A 2,829-nucleotide genomic window follows, 5' to 3' on the forward strand; every position below is an offset into this window, starting at 1 on the left:
ATCGATGTAACCAATAGCGCGATTATCCATTATCTTCACTTCTTTCCATTTAATTAAGTCTTTATTATAACACCGACTAATTGGATAAAGGAAGATAGCGGGACATTCTTCCTTTACCGATACCTAAACGAAAGAAAATCCTGGTTTCACGACTAACAAATGATTGTCTATCGCGAAACCAGGATTTGATTAATCAACTAGTTTTAAAATGTCAGCAGGCGTTTCAAAAATAAACTCTGCTTCGTCATTAAAGACAGCGCGGTCACGCACACCCCACGCAGCCATACCGAACTTAATGCCAGCATTATGTGCCGCGTGCATATCGTGCACGGAATCACCAATGTAAATCGACGTTTCAGGTGTCGCCTTCAAGTCGGCCATTGACTTTAAAATTGGGTCCGCAGCTGGCTTCATTTTTGGTGTTTGACCAGCAAATACAAAGTCATCGAAGTAACCGTTAATGCCAAACGCATCCGCATGATCTGCGAATTCTTCAGGCGTGTTTGATGTGACAATACCTAATTGCACACCAGTTGCCTTTAAATCAGCCAACATGTCCGTTACACCAGCAAACAATTGCACCTCATCCCAAAAATCGTGATAGTGGTCTTGCCATTGGCGTTGCATCTCCTCTGGGTTTTCGATGCCAAATTTAATCAACGCATCCAGTGATGGTAGCCCGAAAATCGCATACAATTCTTCGTAGGCCTTGTGAATGCCGTTTTCTTCAAGTGTTTGTTGTAATGACTTCATGTACATGCTTTCGGTACTTAGCAATGTACCGTCGACGTCAAAAATGAATGACTTCATAATCGTACTCCCTGTTTTGTCATGGCGGTTAATAGGCTCAACCACCTGATATTGATTATACCACTACGCTGTTTGCGACCGAACGCCTGCATACGTGACTGCCAAAATAGCCGAAACGGCTACTTGGGCCATCATTACTCGGTTTAGAACCGTTAAATAATCCGACTCACCGTGTAATACGAATAAACTAACCGCAAGCAACAACAGTACCGCTGTCATCGCGTAGTTCACCCGATTAGATTGCATATCGTATAGTGCATACAAAGTAGCTGCCGCCAAAACAGCCGTGCCAATCAAAAAAATGGGGTGACTATCGAATAGCGGAGTTGCGAGGACGTCGCCGATAAAAATAAGGATAAATAATATTTTTGTCATAAAAACCTCCACTAATACCATAGCAAAGATATATGAAAAAATCCTGCTCGCCTTGAGTCGGATTAGTGTTTCTTAATATATTGGACTTACAGTTTGACCAACTTCATTTAGATGCAAATAATCTTGCACATCGGCAACTAACGCATACATATAACGCGGCAACTGCGCCGTTTCAATCGCATTTCCCCAAAGTTCAATGACTGCATCTGACACAAGCCCCCGTTCAGCCAACCAGCGCACAAATTCAATGATGACGTCATCCACAAATTCAAAGCCATCAAGACCGAACAAATCAAAGGTATGGAATTTTTCAATCAACAGTTGGGTTGCAGCTTCAACTGGCAATGTCGCAATGTCCGCGTCTGTTTTCACCGCAATGGTGTCCAAGACAATCTTCAAGATAGCTTCGGCAACATCCAACCCTTCGCCTGTTAGCTGATCACGATCACGTAAAGCAGTTATAAAGCCTCGTTGCAGGTTTTCAACTGCTGGTAGTTCAGATGACCCTTGTTCAGCTACATAGGCCATCGGCTCAGGTTCTTGCGCTAAGACCCCGCTAATCAACGCTTTGAGTTCGGCAGTGTAGTGAATGACTTCCTCATCATTTTCAATCGTAATGACATCCTGTAAGAACATGCCATTTACGTCATCAAAGAAATCACGTACGACGAAATCCGTGTGTGACCAGTCACCCATTTCAATTTGCGTTTCAAGCCATTCACGCATGGCTGAGGCGTACATGACTGTTAAAACAAGCAATTCTTGGTGCGTGCCTAAATACGCTAAATGCTTTTTTAACAGCTGGCTTGATACTACGATGTTGCTGATATAAGTCAGGAATACCGCTCGCATTTAGAACCTCAAAAAAGAACTTGACGCGTAAATCATCATCATCAACCGATGTGTCTTGGGCGAGATCGACGTTCGTTTCCATTAAGTCCTCAGGTGAAATTTCTAACCCCAAATCATCCATCAAGCGCTCCATGACTTCGATTTCGCTTTCATCCATTGGTTCGTCCATAGATTCATCTAAATCCTCTAAGTACTGTGGCACAGTCTCCATTAACCAGGCACGGACATCGGGCGTAAAGAAATCAGCCGGCATCAACCCGCGCGCAACTAGATTTTTAGTAATTGACTCTAACAAATTGATTAACATGCCAGCAAATTCAGGTGCGACTTCTAAATATCCCAAAGTCATACCCATCGCTTGGAATAGATTATCAGCCGTCCATTCACGTGGCGCTTCATCCGTTAAAATATAACCATAGTCAATGGTTTGTCGCACAAAAATGCGGACGAAATTATCATCTACCGTGTCGTCATCATGGTATTCCTTGACCAAATCATCACTTACCGACACCGCCAGTGCCCGATTGACCATCAATGCCGTTTTATCAATCGCTGGCATGCTATACCCGCCTTGTTCAGCATATGATTGCCGAATCAATTCTGTATATTCAACTGGAATAAATTGGTCATCATCAAATGGTTGTTGTGGTTCGTTCATGACGTGCCCTCCTACCGTTCTAATTACTCTGATTATAGTCTGTTCGTTTGAAGAAAACACTAGTTTCTAGTGACATCATCTGGTTTGAATGTAAAAAAACAGCACCACCGAAGTGATGCTGTTGTAAATCATTG

General features: G+C 42.9%; 4 protein-coding genes. All 4 read right to left on the reverse strand.

Going from position 1 to position 2,829, the window contains the following annotated elements:
* Positions 1 to 189 precede the first annotated feature (189 nt).
* The 4 genes from WEIDD23_RS02480 to WEIDD23_RS14385 all read right to left on the reverse strand — a co-directional run bounded on the left by WEIDD23_RS02480 (position 190) and on the right by WEIDD23_RS14385 (position 2,695).
* Positions 190 to 810, reverse strand: a complete 621-nt coding sequence (locus WEIDD23_RS02480; protein WP_010373848.1) for an HAD family hydrolase — start codon at positions 808 to 810, stop codon at positions 190 to 192.
* A 63-nt stretch (positions 811 to 873) separates the two neighbouring features.
* Positions 874 to 1,185, reverse strand: coding sequence for a hypothetical protein (locus tag WEIDD23_RS02485; protein ID WP_010373850.1), 312 nt, complete (start codon positions 1,183 to 1,185; stop codon positions 874 to 876).
* A 72-nt stretch (positions 1,186 to 1,257) separates the two neighbouring features.
* Positions 1,258 to 1,911, reverse strand: a complete 654-nt coding sequence (locus tag WEIDD23_RS14380; RefSeq protein WP_242865400.1) for a hypothetical protein — start codon at positions 1,909 to 1,911, stop codon at positions 1,258 to 1,260.
* Complete coding sequence (locus WEIDD23_RS14385) at positions 1,904 to 2,695, reverse strand: hypothetical protein (protein WP_062358726.1); 792 nt, start codon at positions 2,693 to 2,695, stop codon at positions 1,904 to 1,906. Before WEIDD23_RS14385 ends, WEIDD23_RS14380 begins: the two co-directional genes overlap by 8 nt.
* Positions 2,696 to 2,829: the final 134 nt, after the last annotated feature.

Source organism: Weissella sp. DD23, from assembly GCF_001579105.1.
GTDB classification, from domain to species: Bacteria; Bacillota; Bacilli; order Lactobacillales; family Lactobacillaceae; genus Weissella; species Weissella cibaria.

Excerpts from the sequence above, each read along its gene's own strand:
- WEIDD23_RS02480 (WP_010373848.1), bottom strand. The coding sequence starts at position 810 with ATGAAGTCATTCATTTTTGACGTCGACGGTACATTGCTAAGTACCGAA.
- WEIDD23_RS02485 (WP_010373850.1), bottom strand. The coding sequence starts at position 1,185 with ATGACAAAAATATTATTTATCCTTATTTTTATCGGCGACGTCCTCGCA.
- WEIDD23_RS14380 (WP_242865400.1), bottom strand. The coding sequence starts at position 1,911 with ATGCGTGAATGGCTTGAAACGCAAATTGAAATGGGTGACTGGTCACAC.
- WEIDD23_RS14385 (WP_062358726.1), bottom strand. The coding sequence starts at position 2,695 with ATGAACGAACCACAACAACCATTTGATGATGACCAATTTATTCCAGTT.